Genomic DNA, 17,193 nt, shown 5'->3' on the forward strand with positions numbered 1-17,193 from the left:
TCAGGCGTCCAGCATGGCCCGGCCGAGCGGCGTCAGCGTGTGCAGCACGCTGTTGCGCTCCCGGTGGCTGACCAGCAGGCCAGCGTTGCGCAGCACCGTAGCGTGCTGGCTCGCTGCCGCCGGTGAGATGTTGAGCTGACGGGCGACCTCGCCGGTGGTGGAGCCCTCGTCGGTGGCCTGCAACACCGCCGCCCTGGTGCGGCCGAGCAGCGCGGCGAGCGAGTCGCGGGGAGCACCCGACGGGATCGCCGCGGCGCGGTCGGCCGGTGCCAGCCCGCCCAGCCGGTCGACCGGGTAGACCAGCACCGGTGGCAGCGCCGGGTCGAGCAGTGCGACCGGCGTGCTCGCGCAGAAGAACGACGGCACCAGCAGCAGCCCTCGGCCGTCGAGGTGCATCTCCCGGCTGTGCGGGTAGTGGCGGACCTCGAGCACCCTGTCCTCCCAGCGCATGGCCGGCCGGAGGCTGGTGAGCAGGCCCTCGACACCGCCGTCGAGCAGTGCCCGCGCGCGGCGGGCCCGGTCCGCCGCCACCGCGGCCTGGATCCTGCTCCAGTACGGGTTGATCGCCAGCGATCGGTACTGCTCCATCGACTCGGCGAGGTGGTGCAGCACCGCCACCTCGCCCCGGGCCAGCGCGGCGGCCGAGGAGGGCAGCTGGGTCTCGGTGGCCAGCACGCTCAGGTCCCGGTGCAACAGCTCGGTGGGGGTGCGGCGGAGCGCGTCCAGCCCGGCCTCGAAGCCGTCGACGCTGTCGTACGGGGTGAGGAAGTCCGGGAAGTAGCCGCGTGGCGGGTTCAGCGCGAACAGCAACCGGAGCTGCTCGGAGGCGACGTCCTGACGCAACGCCTGGGACACGGTGCGCCGCCAGTTGGCCGTCAACGGGTCGCGGTTGCGGCCCTGCAGCACGTGCAGGCTGAGGACCAGCTCCCAGATCGGGTCCGCAGCCGGCGCCAACCGGGTCCGGAGGATGTCCTCCCCAGAAAAGTGGATCTTCAGCATGGAGCACTCCTGAGTCCCCGGCAGGGGGATGCCGGATGACCGTTCGACTCTACCTGGACGGCACTAATCTCCATCTTTAAGCCTGGGATGAAAAACCTCGACGTCAACGGGGCGGGTTCGGCATGCTCTCAGTGCCCGAACAGGTGCCGGCGCGTCCTCGACGCTCCCGGCGCCAGGGCGCCGGGCCATGGGGAGGCCCCGGTGATCGGGCGGCACCACGAGGGTCTGCGGCCCTTGCTCCGCAGAGGTGCCGTCCGGTCATCCCGCCCCCGCATCATCCCGCTCAGCCGACCCAGAGCGCGACCCGGTGGTCCTCGTCCGTGACGTAGAACGGCCGCCCGTCCAGCTCGGCCACCCCCTCGACGTGGTGGAACGGCGCCAGGTCCGCCACCAGCTCCCCGCCGAGCCGGCACGCGTCGTCCGACCCACCGTCCGGGAGACGGAAGCGGACGTGTCGGGAGGTGACGTCACCCCCACCGGGGTGGTCATCGAGCAGCACCGATCCCTTGCCCAGCGCGTCGATCGAGCCGATCACGGCCGCGTACGCGCCGTCCGCCGTCGGGGTGATCGCCCGGAAGCCGGTCAGCTCCCCGGGCGGGGTGACCCCGGTCAACACGTACGTGCGCAACGCCCGTGGCCACGAAGGCTCCGCCGTGAACATGCCCGGCACGTCGGCCACCTCGACCAGGATCGGCTCACCGGCCTCGGTGACCGGGAAACGCAGACCGAGCAGCACCGTCCCGGCCGGGGTGAAGGCCGCCGCCTCCACGTTCAACGGCAGGTCGTCCGGGGTGAGGCGGCTCACCCAGCTCTTCTCCCGGGCGGTCCCCCTGGCCAGGGTTTCCACGATGAACCGGGCCCGCACCCGTTCCCCCGGAGGCAACAGGACCAGCGGCGACCCGGCCAGGGCGTCGTTCACCGCCCGGTGCAGCCGGAACGAGTTGCGCACCACGTGCACCGGGATCGGCCCGGCCGCAGCGTCGTCCTCGCGGAACCGGGCCACGAAGGCACGTCGGGGGCGCAGCGGGCCACCCTTCGAGCCGAAGTGGGAGCCGAAGACGTACACCCAGCCGTCGTGGTGGGCGAGCGCCTCACCGTCCTCGGTCCGCCCGTTCTCCGCACCGGCGTCCGCCAGCACGTGCCGGGCCGTCCACTCGCCGTCGTCCAGCTCCAGCAGCAGGGCGAGGCAGCGCTCCACCGGCCCCTCGTCCAGCACGGTCCAGAAGCCCCGCCGGGCGCCGTACGCGCGCAGCAGGGCCGCCGACCGCACCGGCAGGAGATCACTGGCCTCGTTGCCGGCCACCACGAATTCGACGAGTCGCAGGGTCACCGGGCCAGCGTACGAAGCACCCGCTCGTACAGTGACGGGGTGCCCGACACCGCGATCACCGGACCGACCGCCCACCCGACCGACCCCGAGACGTACGCGACGCTGCACGCCGACGCCACCGCGCTTCTCGAAGGCTGGCAGCCCACCAGCCCGGACGCGGCAGTAGCGCGGGACCGGACCCTCCGCCTGCTCGGCGCCGGCCCGATTGCGATGAGTCGGCAGCACCGACCCGGGCACGTCACCGCGAGCGCACTGGTCCTGGACGCCACCGGCTCGCGGGTGCTGCTCTGCCTGCACGTCAAGTTCGGGCTTTGGGTGCAGCTCGGCGGGCACTGTGAGCCGACCGACCAGACCCTGGTCGCCGCCGCGCTCCGCGAGGCCACCGAGGAGTCCGGGATCGCCGGCCTGCGCATCGACCCGGTGCCGATCGACGTGGACGTGCACCAGGTGCAGTGTCAGGGCGGGTCACTGCACCACGACGTCCGGTTCGCCGTGCTGGCCCCGCCCGCGGCCGTGGAGCAGGTCAGCGACGAGGCCGAGGAGCTGGGCTGGTTCCCGCTGGACCAACTGCCCGAGCCGCTGGCCGGCGGGACCGCGCAAATGGTCGCGCCGGCCCTCGCAGCCCTCAGACGTAGCCCTCTTCGCCTCGCGCCTTGAGCTCGTCGACCAGGGCCTTGACGTCCTGGGCCCGGTCGCGGGGGCAGACCATGACCGCGTCCGGGGTGTCCACGACGATGAGGTCGCGCAACCCGAGGACGGCCACCAACCGCCCCGACTGCGGCACGACCACCATGTTGGCGCTGTCGCGCAGCAGCACACCCGGCTTGGCGTCGGTGCCGAGCACCACGTTGCCCGCGTCGTCGGTCGGCAGCACCTCGCCGAGGGTGTGGAAGTCGCCGACGTCGTTCCAGCCGAAGTCGCCCGGCACTGTCGCGACGCGACCCGCCGTGGCCGCGCCCTCCATCACCGCATAGTCCACGGAGATCTTCGGCAGGGTCGGCCAGATCGCACCGAGGACCTCGTCCTGCTCCGGGGTGCCCCAGGCGGCGGCGATCGCTGCCACACCGGCGTGCAGCGCCGGCTGTTGGCGGGCCAGCTCGGCGAGGAAGACGTCCACCCGCCACACGAACATGCTCGCGTTCCAGAGGTACCGGCCCGAACGGACGTACGCCTCGGCGACCTCGGCGCCCGGCTTCTCCTTGAACTCGGCCACCGGCCGCCACGGCGTGCCCTCGGTCGGGTCGCCGGTCTCCAGGTAGCCGTAGCCGGTCTCCGCCCGCGTGGGGGTGATCCCGACGGTCATCAGCATGCCCTGCTCGGCCCCGCGAACCGCCTCCTGGACAGTGCGGACCCAGCTCTCCGGGTCGCGGATCAGGTGGTCGGCCGCGAAGCTGCCCATCACCGCGTCCGGGTCGCGTATCGCGATCACGGCAGCGGCCAACGCGATCGCCGCGCAGGAATCCCGGGGGGAGGGCTCGACCAGGATGTTCTCCTCCGGCAGACCGGTCAGTTGCCGAGCCACCGCCGCGACGTGCGCGGCACCGGTGACCACAAGGGTCCGATCCGGTGTGGTCAGCGGGGCGAGCCGTTCCACTGTCGCCTGGAGCAGCGAGGCGCTGGTGCCGGTGAGCGGGTGGAGGAACTTGGGGTGGCCGGCGCGGGACAACGGCCACAACCGCGTGCCGCTGCCACCTGCTGGAATGACCGCATAAAGCATCCGCACATCATGCCCGACGTGCCTGCCGGGAGTGGCATGGGTCACCAGCCGGGCTCCGGAGGGTCAGGAACTGGCGCGACTCCAGGCGGCGATGTGCACCTCGGCGCTGGACTCCCAGGTGAACTCCTTCGCCCGGTCGAACCCCGCCTTCGCCAGCGACAACCGCCGCTGCTCGTCGTCGAGAAGCGCGGCCAGGTCGGTGGCGATCTGCTCCGGGTCCTCGGAGGTGTAGGCGACCGCGTCGCCGCCCACCTCGGGCAGCGAGAGCCGAGGCGTGGTCAGCACCGGGGCGGCGCACGCCATCGCCTCCAGGATCGGCAGCCCGAAACCCTCGCCGTAGGACGGGTAGGCGGCGACCAACGCGCCACCGAGGAAGCCGGGCAGGTCGCCGTAGCGCAGGTAGCCGGGGCGCAGCAGGCGCAGGTGCGAGGGGACCTCGGCGACAGCGCGGTCGATGTCGTCGTCGTGCCCCTGACCACCGGCGATCACCAGGGCCGGCGGGTCGACGCGGTCGGCCACCGCGTGCGCCCAACCACGGATCAGGTTGGGGACGTTCTTCCGTGGCTCCTTGGCCCCGAGGAAGGCGACGTAGCTGCTGTTGCCCAGCCCCAGCCGGGCCCGCACACGGGCCTTCTCCTCCTCGGTGGGCGCGTGGAAGGCAGCCTGGTCGACACCGTGGTAGGCCACGTCGATGCGTGTCGGGTCGGCGTCGAGCAGCCGGATCAGCTCGTCCCGCGTGGCCTTGCTGGGCACGATCACCCGGTTGGCGCGGCGCAGCGAGGTCTTGATGGCACTGCGGAAGAACGTGCGGCGGGACTTGTCGTAATGCTCCGGCTCGGTGAAGAACGTCGCGTCGTGCACGGTGACCGTGACCGGGCACCCGGCCCGCAGCGGGCAGGTGTAGAAGGGCGAGTGCAGCACGTGCGCGCCCACCTGCTGCGCGAGCAGCGGCAGGCCGGTCTGCTCCCACGCGAGCCGGGCCGGGCGGTGCGCCACGGCGGCCGGAGCGGGGATGATCTCCGCGCCGGGCAGCATCCGGGTGTAACGCTCCAGGTCGGTGCGAAGACTGACCACCGCCAGGTCCACCCCCGACCCGCACACCTTGCCGAGGGCTCCGAGCAGACCGTCGACGTATCGACCGACACCACCACGGTCGGCGGGGACACTCGTGGCGTCGATGAGCACGCGGGGCGGGCGACCGGCGGTCACGGGGCGACTCCTTGCACTGGCGTCTGTGGGGAACAACACTCCGGGGGTCAAGCCTACGCCGGGGCGCGGCAGCGGCGCTGACTGCGACCCGACGGTACGCCGACTTGTCATCGTCAACGAGTACGGCCGGCGGGGGCGTATCGTTCGCGCCGATGGCCGACAACATTGCCCGGGTGTTCGCCGACGCGATCGCGACCGACCCGACCAGACCGCTGCTCACCTGGTACGACGATGCCAGTGGTGACCGCACCGAACTTTCCGGCACCACTCTGGCGAACTGGGTGGCGAAGACCGCCAATCTCCTCGTCGACGAGGTCGGCCTCGCTGCGGGCACCCCGGCCGGTGTGCTGCTGCCGCCGCACTGGCAGACCGCGGCGGTGCTGCTGGGTTGCTGGTCGGCCAAGTTGAACGTGGTGGACACACCGGGTGACGTGGACGTGCTCTTCGCCGCCGCCGACCAGCTCGACGAGGCGCAGTCCTGGTCCGCCGACGAGCGGTACGCCCTCGCGCTGGCCCCGCTCGCCGCCCCGCTGCGGCAGGTGCCGCCCGGGTTCGCCGACTACGTGGTGGAGGTCCGCCGACACGGCGACCACTTCACCCCGCAGCCCGGTCCGGGCCCCGCCGACGCGCGGCTGCTGACCCGCGCCGAGGCCCGTGCCGCGGAGTTGGGCATCGAGCCCGGCGCGCGGGTCCTGGTCGACGCCAGCCGCCACCCCGACCCGGTCGACTGGCTGCTGGCCCCCCTGACCCGGGCGGCCACCGTGGTCCTCTGCGCCAACCTCGACCCGGCCCGGCTGACCAGCCGCGAAGCCACCGAAAAGGTAACCCAAACCCTCCCGTAACCTGCCCGCCCGGCGGGCCGGGCTGTCAGGCGTGCGTGTTGTCTGTTGCTCGGCGTTGGGCCAGGGCGGCGAAGGCTGTCAGGGACTCGGGGTTGGCCAGGGCGCCCTTGGCCGCGGCCTGGTCGACCGGGACGCCGGTGAGGATCTTCTTGACCGGCACCTCCAGCTTCTTCGCCGACAGGGTGCGGGGCACCGAGCGCACCTGGTGGATCTCGTCGGGCACGTGCCGGGGTGAGAGCGCGGTCCGCAGTTCGCGACAGATCCTCGCGCGCATCGGGTCGTCCAGCTCCAGACCCTCGGCCAGCACCACGAAGAGCAGCAGCTCACCGGCGCCACCCTCGTCGTCCTCCAGGTGCACGACGACCGAGTCGAGCACCTCGTCGAGCCCCTCGACCACCGAGTAGAACTCGGCGGTGCCCAGCCGCACCCCACCGCGGTTGAGCGTGGCGTCGGAGCGGCCGGTGATCACGCAGCCGCCCCGCTCGTTGATGGTGATCCAGTCGCCGTGCCGCCAGACGCCCGGGTAGACGTCGAAGTACGCCTCGCGGTAGCGGGTGCCGTCCGGGTCGTTCCAGAAGCCCACCGGCATGCTCGGCATCGGCTCGGTGATGACCAGCTCACCCAGCTCGCCGATGACCGGGGTGCCGTCGGCGGAACGGGCCTCCACCTTGGCGCCCAACGCGCGGCAGGCGATCTCGCCGGCGTAGACCGGCAGCAGCGGCACACCGCCGACGAAGCCGGTGCACACGTCGGTGCCGCCGGAGAGCGACTGGAGCTGGAGGCGGTCGCCGACCGTCTCGTACACCCATTCGAAGCCCTCGGCGGGCAGCGGCGCACCGGTGGAACCCACCCCGCGCAGCGCCGACAGGTCGGCGATGTCCCGGGGCACCAGCCCGGCCTTGCGGCAGGCCAGCAGGAACGGCGCGGAGGTGCCGAAGTACGTGGTGCCGGTCTCCGCCGCCAGCCGCCACAGCCCACCCAGGTCGGGCTCGGCCGGCCGGCCGGGCTCCGCCCGGACCGCCGGGTTGCCGTCGAAGAGCACGATGGTCGCGCCCACCGCCGGCCCGGAGACCAGGAAGTTCCACATCATCCAGCCGGTGGTGGTGAACCAGAAGAACCGGTCGGCCGGGCCCAGGTCGTGGTGCAGGGCGAGCATCTTCAGGTGTTCCAGCAGGATGCCGCCGTGGCCGTGCACGATCGGCTTGGGCAACCCGGTGGTGCCCGAGGAGTAGAGCACGTAAAGCGGGTGGTCGAACGGCACCGGCGTGAACGTCGACGGCTCGTCGGTGGGCGCGGCCAGCTCGGCCCAGCCCAGCACGCCCTCGGGCACGGGGCCGGTCGGGTCGAGGTAACCGATGCTGACGGTGTGCCGCAGCGACGGCAGGGCCGCCCGGATCGCGGCGACCTCGGCGCGGCGGTCCACCGGCTTGTCGCCGTAGCGGTAGCCGTCCACGGCGACCAGCACCGTCGGCTCGATCTGCTGCCACCGGTCGGTGACACTGCGGGTGCCGAACTCGGGCGCGCAGGACGAGAAGATCGCGCCCAGGCTGGCGGTGGCCAGCAGCAGGACGTACGTCTCAGGGATGTTCGGGGCGTACGCCGCCACCCGGTCACCGGCGGTGACGCCGAGCCGGCGCAGCCCGGCCGACACCCGGCGGACCTGCTCGCGCAACTCCCCGGCGGTCAGCGTGACGGGCGCTCGGGTCTGCCCGTGTGCGATCACCACCGGGTCGTCGTCGAGCCGCCCCGGCATCCGCAACACGTTCTCGGCGTAGTTGAGCGTGGCGCCGGGGAACCAGCGTGCGCCGGGCATCCCCCGCTCGGCCAGGGTCGCGGTCGGCGGGGTATGCGCGACCACCTCGAAGTGGTCCCAGATCGAGCGCCAGAACGCGTCCAGATCGGTGGTCGACCAGCGCCACAACGCGTCGTAGTCGGCGAAGTCCAGCCCGCGGTGCTCCCGCAGCCAGCGCAGGTAGCCGCCGATCCGGGAATGCTCGCGTACGTCCGCCGGCGGCGCCCACAGCATGTCACCCACTGCTTCACCCTCCCCTGGCCCGGCACGACATTGTGAATGGGCCGTGGCGCCATCTTGCCCTACCTCGAAGCGCCATTCTGCGCACCGGGTGCGCCAACCGACGCGTGCCCGCCCCACACTGCACCCGCCCACCTCATGTGGGTCAGCCCGCGCGGTGTGCCTGGATGGCGCGACGGCGGGCGAGGCGGTGGGCCCGGCGGATCTCCGCCTCCTTGTACCGGCGCTCGTCCTCCGCCGTCTCCGGCAGCACCGGGCGGACCACCCGCGGCGCCCCGCCCACGTCCACACCGACGAACACCAGGTACGCGGTGGCCACCCGAACCGCCGCGTCCTCGGCCGAGTCCCAGCGTTCGGCGACCACCCGTACGCCCACCTCCATCGAGGTCTGGCCGGTCCAGTTCACCTGCGCGTGGGCGTGCACGAGGTCGCCGACCCGGACCGCCTCGGAGAAGACGATCTCGTCGATCGCCGCGGTGACGGCCGTTCCGCCGCTGTGCCGGGCCGCGGCGGCACCCGCCACGTCGTCGACGAACTTCATCAGAACCCCACCGTGCACGGTGCCGTACAGGTTCACGTCGACGGCAGTCATGATCTTGCTCAGCGTGACGCGCGAGTACGACGTCGGCTTGCCGATCGGTGCGGCGGAGAGGTGCTCAGTCATGTCGAAAACGGTACGGTGCGCGGATGCGACATCTCTGGAGCTTCCTCGCCGGGCTGGTGGTGGCGCCCATCACCTGGGTGCTGGTCACACTGGGGCAGGACGGGTCGAGCCGGACAGTCGACCGCTGGGTGGAGACTGGCACGTTCAACACCGCGAACCTGATCGAGCCGGCCGTGTACCTCGCCGTCGGCGGAGTCCTGCTGGGCCTGGTCGGCACGCTGCGCTTCTCGCCGCTGGGCCCGCTGGCGGCCGGGTTGCTGCTGGTCACGCCGTACGTCGGAATGTTCGTGGCGCCCTTCGCGGTGCGGGACGCGATCCCGCACGAGTGGAAGATGCTCGGCGATCCGTTGCCGCTGCGTCTGCCGGTGGAGAACGGCACGCTGTTCGTGATCGGTCTGCTGCTGCTGATGGCGACCTTCAGCGGGCAGCGGTGGCGGCAGTGGCCACGCCCGGCGACCGAGCCGGCCGCGACGCCGACCCCCGTGCCCGACGGAGGCCCCCGCAACGACGACTTCACATTGACCGACTGGCCGTCTCCCACGCCCGCTGAGCGCGACACCGCGCCCCTCACTCTCGGTTACCCGGGCGATTCGACACCGACCGAGCCGCTGCCGCGCCGGGTGGGCGGCGAGTCGCCCTGGTCCGCCCCGCCGCGCGGTCAGTCGCGCCCCGAGGACACCACCGAGATCCGCTGAAATCGTCGGGCGGGCCGGTCACCCGGCCCGCCCGCTGTCTGCCCGCGGCGAGCCCTAGTGCAGCGCGACCGCGAGGTCCGGGTCGACAGTGCCCAGGCTGGCGCGGGGCACGACGAAAAGCATGACGAGCAGCGAGGCGGCCATGCCGCCGGCGATGACGACCGCCATCGGCACGCTCCCGGTGCCGAACAGGCCCGCCAGTGGCGCCGACAACGCACCGATGCCGAACTGCACGGCGCCGAGCAGCGCAGCGGCGGTGCCTGCGGCCTCGCTGTGCCGGCTCATGGCCAGCGCCGGGGCGTTCGGCATTGCCAGGCCGGTGGCGGCCAGGACGAGCCACAGCGACGCGAGCAGGGTGCCCAGACCACCGAAGCCGGTCGCGGCGAACATGACCAGCAGCAGCCCCGCCGCTGTGCCGGCGATCAGAGCGCTGACCAGGATCTGCTGCGGGGTGAAGCGGCGCAGCAGCCGGACGTTGAACTGGGTGGCCGCGATCAGGCCCACCGCGCCGGCCCCGAAGGCCAGGCCGAACTCCTGCTCGTCGAGGCCGTACTCCCGCTGGAGAACGAACGACGACCCGGAGACGTACGCGAACAGGGCCGCCATAGCCAGCCCGGCGACCAGCACCAGGCCGACGAACGCCCGGTCGTTGAGCAGCCCCCGGTAGTCGCGCATGGTGGCGCCGATCCCTCCGTGTCGCCGACGCGCCACCGGAAGGGTCTCCGGGAGCTTCAGCGCGGCCACGACGATCAGCAACGCGCCCAGCACCGCCAGCGCCGCGAAGACGCCCCGCCAGTCGGTCCAGCTCAACAGGCCGCTGCCCAGGGTCGGCGCGAGGATGGGCGCCAGACCCATGACGAGCATCAGCCGGGAGAAGATCCGGGCGAAGGAGGCTCCGCTGAACAGGTCACGGACGACGGCCGTCGCGACCACTGTGGCGGCCGCCACGCCAAGACCCTGGAGTACGCGCAGCGCGCCGAGCACTTCGATGTTGGGCGCGAAGACGCACAGCACGGAGGCCACGATGTGCGCGACCAGCCCGGCCAGCAGCGGCACCCGTCGTCCGACCACGTCGGAGAGCGGCCCGATCAGCAACTGGCCCAACGCGAGGCCGACCAGCGTGCCGGTCAGGGTCAACTGAACCGCGGTCTCGGTGGTCTGCAGCCCGGTGGTGATGGCGGGCAGCGCCGGCAGGTACATGTCGATGGTCAACGGCCCGATCGCGATCAACGCACCGAGCACGAGGACGAGTTGTGCCCGTTGACGGTTGGTCATCAGGTCACCGGGCAGGACCTCCTCGGTGGGGTCTCCCACCTTGGTGCCGGGGCCGGTCTTGTCCACCAACTGCTTCATCATCTCGGTCTCTCTGCGGAAGCGGGTGCGTCGTCACGTGCGGTGCTGGGGCGTCACCGCGTCCACAGATCTCGGCGGGCGCGGTGCGGGGTGCCCGCCCATGGAGGCGAGGAAGTGACGAGGCAGGGGTCGTGGTGGGGGTGGCCGGGTGCGGCGCTCACCCGAAGGTGATTCTCTCGCTCGCCAACGCCCCGCAGGCGAACGACGTTCCCGGTGTGTGGGGTGTCACGCCGCGCCGGTCGGGCACGGACACGGCGGAACTGTGACGACGGCCACAGCCAGGACAGAACCGGAGCGGGGGTACGCGTCGTCTTGCCTGACGTGAGACGAAGTCTGGACGGACTCGACGAGGGCGAGCTGCTCCGCCGGGTCGCCCGGGGTGACCGGCGCGCGTTCGACGCGCTGTACCGGCGTACCTCCCCCTGGCTGACCACCCGACTGCGTCGGCGCTGCGCGGACGAGGACATGGTGGCCGAGGTGTTACAGGAGACGTACCTGGCGGTCTGGCGCTCGGCCGGCAGTCAGGCGCAGTCGTCCTCCACCTCCGGCAGCGCCGTCGGCTGGCTGTGGACGATCGCCGCACACCGGTTGATCGACGCGTTCCGCCACCGGGCCCGACGCGAGCGGATCCCGTCGGTGCAGACCTTCGAGACCGTGGCCCCGGCCGCCGAGGACGAGGCACTGGCCGGCGGGATGGACGCCAACCTCGAACGGGCCCTGCACGCGCTACCCCCGGAGCTACGCCAGGTGCTCCGCGCGATGGTCCTCGACGGGTTGACCGCCCGGGAGACGTCGCTGCTGCTCGGCATGCCGGAAGGGACCGTGAAGACCCGCGCGCGACGAGCCCGCATCGCACTCCGGGAGGCGCTGTCATGACCACTCATCCCACGCCCGCTCTCATCTCCCGGTACGCGTCGGGCGGCGCCGGCGTCGACGACGCGACCGTCTGGGCGGTGGAGGCACACCTGGAGGTCTGCGCCGAGTGCCGGGCGGTGCTGACCGGTGCCGTCGACCCGGGCACCCGGGACCTGCTGGACCGGGTGGCCGACGAGCTCGCCGCCGGGATCACCGCCGGCCCCGGCCCGGTGCGTCGTCGGCGGCGCAGGCGTACCGGGGTCGCCGCACGGGTCCTGCCCTGGCTGGCCACCGCCGCCGGGCTGATGCTGGCCGCGGTGCTGTTCGAGAAGACCTTCGCCAGCCTGCCGTCGCTGGTGCTGCTGATCGCGCCGGTCGCGCCGCTGGTGCCGGTGGCCGCCGTCTGGAGCCGGCGACTCGACCCGGCCTGGGAGCTGACGGCCACCACTCCGCGCACCGGCCTGCCGCTGCTGATGCGCCGCACGTTGGGGGTCTTGATCGCGGTCGTACCGGTGCTGGCGGTGGCCGGGTGGGGCACCGGGCACTCCGTCGGCCTCTGGTTGCTGCCGGCGCTGGGCTTCACCGCCGGGACGTTGGCGCTGGGCACCGTGGTGGGCGTCGACCGGGCCGCGCTCGCGCTGGCGGTCACCTGGTCCGCGGGTGTGGTGGCGCCGAGCCTGGCCGGCGGGCAGCTCCCGACCGTCCTCACGGGCAACAGCCTGCCCGGGTGGGCGGTCACCACCGTGGTGTTGACGGCCGTGCTGCTCGTCCGGGCCCGACGACGGCCACGGGAACTCACCAGGACCTTCCGATGACGACACCGAGCCAGGACCGAATGGAGACCTCATGATGCGTACGGTCAGCGTGGCGGAGACCAGGCCGTCGACCCATCCGTGGGCGGTGCACGCCGAGAAGTTGCAGGTCCGGGCCGGCCGACACCTGGCGGTCAACGAGCTGGACCTGACGTTGGGCACCGGTGTGCACGGGCTGCTCGGCCCCAACGGCGCCGGCAAGACGACGTTGATGCGCGCCCTGGCCACGGTGGTCAAACCGTCCGCCGGGCGACTGACCCTGCTCGGCGAGGACGTCACCGCCGGCGCGGACCTGCGCCGGGTCCGACGTGGCCTGGGTTACCTGCCGCAGCACTTCGGTTTCTACCCGCGCTTCACGGTCCGGGAGTTCGTCGAGTATCTGGCCTGGCTCAAGGAGATGCCGAAGACGGTCATCCCCGCTGCGGTGCAGCGGGCCATCGAACGGGTCGGCCTGGCCGACCGCGCCGACACCCGGATGAAGACGCTGTCCGGCGGGATGCTGCGCCGCGCCGGCATCGCCCAGGCGATCGTCAACGACCCGGAGGTGCTGCTGCTCGACGAGCCGACGGTCGGCCTGGACCCCGAGCAGCGCCTCGACTTCCGCGAGCTGTTGCGCGACATCGGTCTGGACAGCTGCGTGCTCGTCTCCACCCACCTGGTCGAGGACGTCGCGGTGGCCTGCACCGACGTGGTGCTGGTCAGCGAGGGTCGGCTGGTGTGGCAGGGCAGCGCCGGCGAACTGGCCCAGCAGGGCGGCACCGACGACGCCGGTGACAGCGCCACCGAACGCGGTTACTCGTCGCTGCTGCGCGCCCACCGGGGCCGGGTGTCGGCATGACGGGGCGCATCCTTCGCATCGAGCTGCGCCGTTCGGCGGCGCTGAGCATCGGCCTGCTGTCGCTGGTGGCCGGCACGGTGCTGCTGCTCACGTCCACCCAGTTCTTCGTCGGGCGGTGGATGCAACTGGCGATCTTCTCGCGGTCGATGCTCATGGTGTCGCTGCCCTTCGCGCTGGCCGGCGGAGCGTGGCTGGGTCAGCGTGACGCGCGTTACCGGGTCAACGAGTTGTTCGCCAGCACCGTCCGGCCGCGCTGGCAGCGCGTCGTCCCGACCGCCAGCGCGCTGGCCGTCGCGGTGGCGACCGCGTACGTCCTGGTGTTCCTCATCGCGGCCGGATGGGTGGTGCCGACGGCGGGATACTTCCCGGCCAGCGCGATCGTCGTCGCCGCGGTCGGCGTCCCGGCGCTGGTCGCCGCTGGTTGGCTCGGCATGGCCGCCGGCCGCGCCGTGCCCCGGGTGGTCACCGCGCCCATCCTCGCCGTGGTCGGCTTCGTCCTGGTGGGGTTGGTCCCGGACCTCGTCACGATGGCCCACACCGACGCGAGTTTCACCAGGGTCCGGCCGGAGCCGTCGGCGCTGCTGCTCATACCGACCTTCAACGGCCTGGACGACTTCCAGACGATCGCGACCCGGGTCAGCGTGCTCCAGACGCTGTGGCTGGTGTCCCTCGCCGCGACCGGGCTGCTGCTGCTCGGCGCGGTCCGCCGCCGCGCCATCGCGTTCGCCGTGCTTCCGGCGGTGCTCGGCGGCGCGGTCGCCGTTCCGCTCCTGCCCGTCGGCGGAACGCGCGGGGCGGCGGTCGTCGACCCGGTCGCCATCGAGCTGGTCTGTGACGACGACGGCCCGCAGGTCTGCGTGGCACGGGCGCACGCCGCGTTGCTGCCCGACGTCGTCGGCCCCGCCCGCCAGGCACTCGGAACTATGGCGGCGAAGCTGCCCAACGCACCCGTCCGGGCGGTGCAGTCCCGACAGATCGCCTACTGGGGGCGACTGGGCGCGAGCACGACACCGACCCGGCACGCCGACGACACGATCGTCTTCGACACTCCCGCGATCGACCCGGCCGGCCGCGCCGACCTGTCCGACGGCTACTTCCTGCCGTCACTGCTTGAGGCCGCCTGGCGGCAGGACTGCGGCGACCAGCCCGAGACCGACGAATTCCTGGCCCGGACAGTCGCCACGGCCTGGCTGAGCGGTCAGCCGCCAACCCCGCAGCGATGGTGGGAACCGGCGGACATCGAGCGGGTGCGGAGCGCCTACCAGGCGCTGGTGAGCCTGCCGCAGGCCGAGCAGCGAGATCGGATGGCGGCGGCCCGCGCGGCGGCGATGGGCTGTCGCAGCGACGGCCTCCTGGCGATCCTGGCGGAGAAGAAGCCATGAGATGGTTCCGGCTCCACCTACGGTCGCGCCGCGTCCCCCTCGCGCTCGGCAGCGCGGCGGCGCTGATCACGCTGGCCTGGGTGTTGTCGCTGGTCTACACGGACTCGACCACCATCAACGCCCGCACCGCGAGCCTCACCATCATGTTGGCGGTGGTCGCGTTCGGCGCCACCCTCAGCGGCGCGGACGACGCCCTCGACCACACCGCGTCGGTCAACTGGCCGCTGCGACGTGCCGTGCATCTGTTCCTCGCCGGTGCCGCGATCACCGCCCTGCTGTCGCTCAGCACGCTCACCGACGCGCGTTACGAGCCGCTCGCCCTCGTGCTGCGCAACACCGCCGGCCTGCTCGGGCTGACCGCCCTCGGCGCCGCCCTGGTCGGTGCCGCACTGTCGTGGGTCGCCCCGCTGATCTGGACCCTCATCGCGGTCCTGCCCGTCATGGGCCCCAGCAGGGACGTGCGGACGCAGGTCGCCAGTTGGCTCATCCAGCCCGCCGGCACCACCGCCGCCACCATCTGCGCCACCGTGCTGGCGGTGACGGGCCTGCTGGCGTACGCGCTGCGGGGCGGCCCGCTGCGACCCGTCACCGAGACGGCCCCCGACCGGTGAACGACGAACCCGTCGGTGGCCCGGCGCGCCGGACCACGGGTGGCGGTTGCCCGGTGGCCTGACCGGCGGTACGTCGCGTCCGTCGGCTGCCCGTAGCATCAGGGGATGGATGCCTCGCACGTTGCTGACGACGGGCGCCACAGGTCCGAGGACGACCAGCGCGACGTCCCTCTGCTGGGGTTGAGCCCGCTGTCCCGGGTGCGTCTGGACGAGTTGTTGCAGGAGATGCTCGTACGGGTCGGCGAGGTCGTCACCAGTCGTGAGCGGCTGCGTGCTCTGCTCGACGCGGTGGTGGCGATCGGCTCCGACCTCGATCTTCGCACCACATTGCGCCGCATCGTCGAGGCCGCGTGTGAGCTGCTCGACGCCCGCTACGGCGCGCTCGGTGTGATCGGCCCGGACCGGCTCCTGACGGAGTTCATCACGCACGGCATCGACGCCGAACTGCACGCCCGGATCGGCGACCTGCCGCACGGTCGAGGTGTGCTCGGCCTGCTGATCGCCGACCCGCGGCCGGTGCGGATGCCGGACATCACGAAGCATCCCCAGTCATACGGTTTTCCACCGAACCATCCTCCGATGCACAGTTTCCTCGGTGCTCCGATCCGCATCCGGGATCAGGTCTTCGGCAACCTCTACCTCGCGGAGAAGCGGGGAGCCGCCGAGTTCACCGAGGATGACGAAGAGATCGCCGTCGCGTTGGCGGCCGCCGCCGGCGTCGCGATCGAGAACGCCCGGCTGTACGCCGTCGCCAACCGTCGTGAGCGTTGGCTGGCCGCCACCGCCGAAATCACCAGTGTGCTGCTGGGCGAGGTCCGCCGCACCGACGCGCTGGGCCTCGTCGCCCGCCACGCCCGCGAGGTCGCGGACGCCGAACTGGTGCTGGTCCTGCTCTACGACGAGGAGGCCGGCCAGTTCACCATCGAGGTCGTCGACTCGATCGACGGCGCGGCTCCCCCGCTGGTCGGCACGGTGCTGCCGGCCGCCGAGACCACCTTCGCCGCCTCGGTGACGGACCGCCGGCACACTGTCGTCGAGAGTCTGGCCAAGGCGGCACCCTGGCTCGCCCCGGTCACCGACGGCCCGGCCGTCGTGTCCCCGCTGTCGGCGGGCGAGACCCTGCACGGCGTCCTGGTCGTGGCGTACCCGGCCGGTCAGGTGCGGCAGAGCGACGACGACGTGCCACTGCTGGCCAGCTTTGCCGCGCAGGCGGCCCTCGCCATGGAGCGCGCCCGGGCTCAGGAGGAACGGGAACTCCTCGTCGTCCTGGAGGACCGTGAGCGGATCGCCCGTGACCTGCACGACGTGGTGATCCAGCGGCTGTTCGCCACCGGGCTGCAGTTGCAGAGCAGCGCGCCACTGATCGCCCGGCCCGAGGTCAGCCAGCGGATCAACGCCGCAGTCGACGAGCTCGACTCCACGATCCGGGACATCCGGCGAGCCATCTTCGAACTACGGACCCCGATGAGCGCGGCCCTGCGGACCGAGATCCGCGACGCCGTGGACGCCGCCGCCAGGTCACTGAGGTTCCGCCCGGCACTAGAGATCTCCGGACCGATCGACAGTGCCGTGCCGGACGCCGTACGCCCGGACCTGCTCGCGGTACTCCGGGAAGCGTTGTCCAACACGATCCGACACGCGCACGCGAGCCAGGTCAAGGTGCTGGTCGAGGTCAGCGGACCACGGCTCACCCTCACCGTCGACGACGACGGGGTCGGCACGAGCCCCGACGCCGCCCGCGGCGGCCTGGTCAACCTGCGCGAGCGTGCCGCCGGCCTGGGTGGTGAATTCGCTGTGGAACCAGCGGAACCCCGCGGGACGCGCCTGTGTTGGAGCGTCCCGCTCGGCGACTGA

At 72.3% G+C, this 17,193-nt stretch carries 16 protein-coding genes; 9 read left to right on the top strand and 7 right to left on the bottom strand.

Annotated elements, in window-relative coordinates:
• Complete coding sequence (locus KBX46_RS17070) at positions 1-999, bottom strand: winged helix-turn-helix domain-containing protein (RefSeq protein ID WP_210793212.1); 999 nt, start codon at positions 997-999, stop codon at positions 1-3.
• A gap of 283 nt (positions 1,000-1,282) precedes the next feature.
• The gene (locus KBX46_RS17075) at positions 1,283-2,329 is read right to left on the bottom strand and encodes a hypothetical protein (RefSeq protein ID WP_210793213.1); all 1,047 of its coding nucleotides are present in this window, start codon (positions 2,327-2,329) and stop codon (positions 1,283-1,285) included.
• Between the two features lie 54 nt (positions 2,330-2,383).
• Between KBX46_RS17075 and KBX46_RS17080 the strand changes: the two genes are divergently transcribed.
• The gene (locus KBX46_RS17080) at positions 2,384-2,986 is read left to right on the top strand and encodes an NUDIX domain-containing protein (RefSeq protein WP_308159569.1); all 603 of its coding nucleotides are present in this window, start codon (positions 2,384-2,386) and stop codon (positions 2,984-2,986) included.
• On the opposite strand, the gene KBX46_RS17085 is transcribed toward KBX46_RS17080, so the two are convergent.
• Together KBX46_RS17085 and KBX46_RS17090 are read right to left on the bottom strand one after the other, a co-directional pair.
• On the bottom strand, positions 2,955-4,046 hold the full coding sequence (locus KBX46_RS17085; protein WP_141907941.1) for a mannose-1-phosphate guanylyltransferase: 1,092 nt from the start codon (positions 4,044-4,046) through the stop codon (positions 2,955-2,957). The two genes, KBX46_RS17080 and KBX46_RS17085, sit on opposite strands and share 32 nt — an antisense overlap.
• Before the next feature lie 63 nt (positions 4,047-4,109).
• On the bottom strand, positions 4,110-5,255 hold the full coding sequence (locus KBX46_RS17090) for a glycosyltransferase family 1 protein (protein WP_088946285.1): 1,146 nt from the start codon (positions 5,253-5,255) through the stop codon (positions 4,110-4,112).
• Between the two features lie 152 nt (positions 5,256-5,407).
• Between KBX46_RS17090 and KBX46_RS17095 the strand changes: the two genes are divergently transcribed.
• Positions 5,408-6,097 (top strand): TIGR03089 family protein, encoded by a 690-nt coding sequence (locus tag KBX46_RS17095; protein WP_210793215.1) that lies wholly within the window; start codon positions 5,408-5,410, stop codon positions 6,095-6,097.
• Between the two features lie 25 nt (positions 6,098-6,122).
• Here the strand turns inward: KBX46_RS17095 and KBX46_RS17100 are convergent, their stop codons facing one another.
• Positions 6,123-8,132 carry an acetoacetate--CoA ligase gene (locus KBX46_RS17100; protein WP_210793216.1) on the bottom strand — a complete coding sequence of 670 codons (2,010 nt, stop codon included), beginning with the start codon at positions 8,130-8,132 and terminating at the stop codon, positions 6,123-6,125.
• A gap of 142 nt (positions 8,133-8,274) precedes the next feature.
• Positions 8,275-8,793, bottom strand: coding sequence for an acyl-CoA thioesterase (locus tag KBX46_RS17105; RefSeq protein ID WP_088946282.1), 519 nt, complete (start codon positions 8,791-8,793; stop codon positions 8,275-8,277).
• Between the two features lie 23 nt (positions 8,794-8,816).
• Between KBX46_RS17105 and KBX46_RS17110 the strand changes: the two genes are divergently transcribed.
• Positions 8,817-9,488 (top strand): hypothetical protein, encoded by a 672-nt coding sequence (locus KBX46_RS17110; RefSeq protein ID WP_210793217.1) that lies wholly within the window; start codon positions 8,817-8,819, stop codon positions 9,486-9,488.
• 54 nt (positions 9,489-9,542) lie between these two features.
• On the opposite strand, the gene KBX46_RS17115 is transcribed toward KBX46_RS17110, so the two are convergent.
• Positions 9,543-10,841 (bottom strand): multidrug effflux MFS transporter, encoded by a 1,299-nt coding sequence (locus KBX46_RS17115; protein ID WP_370453072.1) that lies wholly within the window; start codon positions 10,839-10,841, stop codon positions 9,543-9,545.
• A gap of 321 nt (positions 10,842-11,162) precedes the next feature.
• On the opposite strand from KBX46_RS17115, the gene KBX46_RS17120 reads away from it, so the two are divergent.
• The 6 genes from KBX46_RS17120 to KBX46_RS17145 all read left to right on the top strand — a co-directional run bounded on the left by KBX46_RS17120 (position 11,163) and on the right by KBX46_RS17145 (position 17,193).
• Entirely contained in the window at positions 11,163-11,717 is a 555-nt protein-coding gene (locus KBX46_RS17120; RefSeq protein ID WP_197699583.1) for an RNA polymerase sigma factor, read from the top strand.
• Positions 11,714-12,511 (top strand): zf-HC2 domain-containing protein, encoded by a 798-nt coding sequence (locus tag KBX46_RS17125; protein ID WP_210793218.1) that lies wholly within the window; start codon positions 11,714-11,716, stop codon positions 12,509-12,511. The genes KBX46_RS17120 and KBX46_RS17125 overlap by 4 nt, the downstream gene beginning before the upstream one ends.
• A 34-nt stretch (positions 12,512-12,545) precedes the next feature.
• Positions 12,546-13,346, top strand: a complete 801-nt coding sequence (locus KBX46_RS17130; protein WP_210793284.1) for an ABC transporter ATP-binding protein — start codon at positions 12,546-12,548, stop codon at positions 13,344-13,346.
• Positions 13,343-14,728 carry a hypothetical protein gene (locus KBX46_RS17135; protein WP_210793219.1) on the top strand — a complete coding sequence of 462 codons (1,386 nt, stop codon included), beginning with the start codon at positions 13,343-13,345 and terminating at the stop codon, positions 14,726-14,728. Before KBX46_RS17130 ends, KBX46_RS17135 begins: the two co-directional genes overlap by 4 nt.
• Positions 14,725-15,339, top strand: a complete 615-nt coding sequence (locus tag KBX46_RS17140; protein WP_210793220.1) for a hypothetical protein — start codon at positions 14,725-14,727, stop codon at positions 15,337-15,339. Before KBX46_RS17135 ends, KBX46_RS17140 begins: the two co-directional genes overlap by 4 nt.
• A gap of 225 nt (positions 15,340-15,564) precedes the next feature.
• Complete coding sequence (locus KBX46_RS17145) at positions 15,565-17,193, top strand: GAF domain-containing sensor histidine kinase (RefSeq protein WP_247667708.1); 1,629 nt, start codon at positions 15,565-15,567, stop codon at positions 17,191-17,193.

The organism is Micromonospora sp. C81 (assembly GCF_018070425.1).
Lineage (GTDB): Bacteria > Actinomycetota > Actinomycetes > Mycobacteriales > Micromonosporaceae > Micromonospora > Micromonospora zamorensis.

Bases quoted from the DNA above. Each gene is read 5' to 3' on its own strand.
- KBX46_RS17070 (WP_210793212.1), bottom strand. From the start codon at position 999: ATGCTGAAGATCCACTTTTCTGGGGAGGACATCCTCCGGACCCGGTTG.
- KBX46_RS17085 (WP_141907941.1), bottom strand. From the start codon at position 4,046: ATGCTTTATGCGGTCATTCCAGCAGGTGGCAGCGGCACGCGGTTGTGG.
- KBX46_RS17095 (WP_210793215.1), top strand. From the start codon at position 5,408: ATGGCCGACAACATTGCCCGGGTGTTCGCCGACGCGATCGCGACCGAC.
- KBX46_RS17105 (WP_088946282.1), bottom strand. From the start codon at position 8,793: ATGACTGAGCACCTCTCCGCCGCACCGATCGGCAAGCCGACGTCGTAC.
- KBX46_RS17110 (WP_210793217.1), top strand. From the start codon at position 8,817: ATGCGACATCTCTGGAGCTTCCTCGCCGGGCTGGTGGTGGCGCCCATC.
- KBX46_RS17115 (WP_370453072.1), bottom strand. From the start codon at position 10,841: ATGAAGCAGTTGGTGGACAAGACCGGCCCCGGCACCAAGGTGGGAGAC.
- KBX46_RS17125 (WP_210793218.1), top strand. From the start codon at position 11,714: ATGACCACTCATCCCACGCCCGCTCTCATCTCCCGGTACGCGTCGGGC.
- KBX46_RS17130 (WP_210793284.1), top strand. From the start codon at position 12,546: ATGCGTACGGTCAGCGTGGCGGAGACCAGGCCGTCGACCCATCCGTGG.
- KBX46_RS17135 (WP_210793219.1), top strand. From the start codon at position 13,343: ATGACGGGGCGCATCCTTCGCATCGAGCTGCGCCGTTCGGCGGCGCTG.
- KBX46_RS17140 (WP_210793220.1), top strand. From the start codon at position 14,725: ATGAGATGGTTCCGGCTCCACCTACGGTCGCGCCGCGTCCCCCTCGCG.
- KBX46_RS17145 (WP_247667708.1), top strand. From the start codon at position 15,565: ATGCTCGTACGGGTCGGCGAGGTCGTCACCAGTCGTGAGCGGCTGCGT.